The following is a 264-nucleotide window of genomic DNA, read 5'->3' as shown; positions in this document are numbered from 1 at the left end:
TATGGTGTGACTCAGGGAATTTTTTGGTGGGCACTCAGTCAGCACAGCCAATTTCTCGGTTTTATGAGTCAGCATTATCTACTCGTTTTTTTTGTCACTGTTGTCTGCGTCGATAATTTGTATATGATGCTGTTCGGCCAAAGCAGCATGGAACTGCAGCGCCGAGTGCACAATATGAAGCTCGATACCCATTTGCTGCTGCCGGTGCATTTGCCATTTTTTTATGTTGCCACAAGCATCTCATTACAACACGCTATGCTGACA

1 protein-coding gene is annotated in these 264 nt (G+C 44.7%); it reads left to right on the top strand.

All coding sequences use genetic code 11. The features are described from left to right. Positions 1-6 precede the first annotated feature (6 nt). The coding region (locus QN347_RS21065; protein ID WP_416350914.1) for an ABC-2 family transporter protein at positions 7-264 on the top strand (258 nt) is incomplete at its 3' end.

The sequence above is a fragment of the Sphingomonas sp. 10B4 genome (assembly GCF_035019905.1).
In the GTDB taxonomy this organism is placed as follows: domain Bacteria; phylum Pseudomonadota; class Alphaproteobacteria; order Sphingomonadales; family Sphingomonadaceae; genus Sphingomonas; species Sphingomonas glacialis.
The sequence above is the reverse complement of the archived record's forward strand: the minus strand, read 5'-3'. Positions and strand labels throughout refer to the sequence as shown.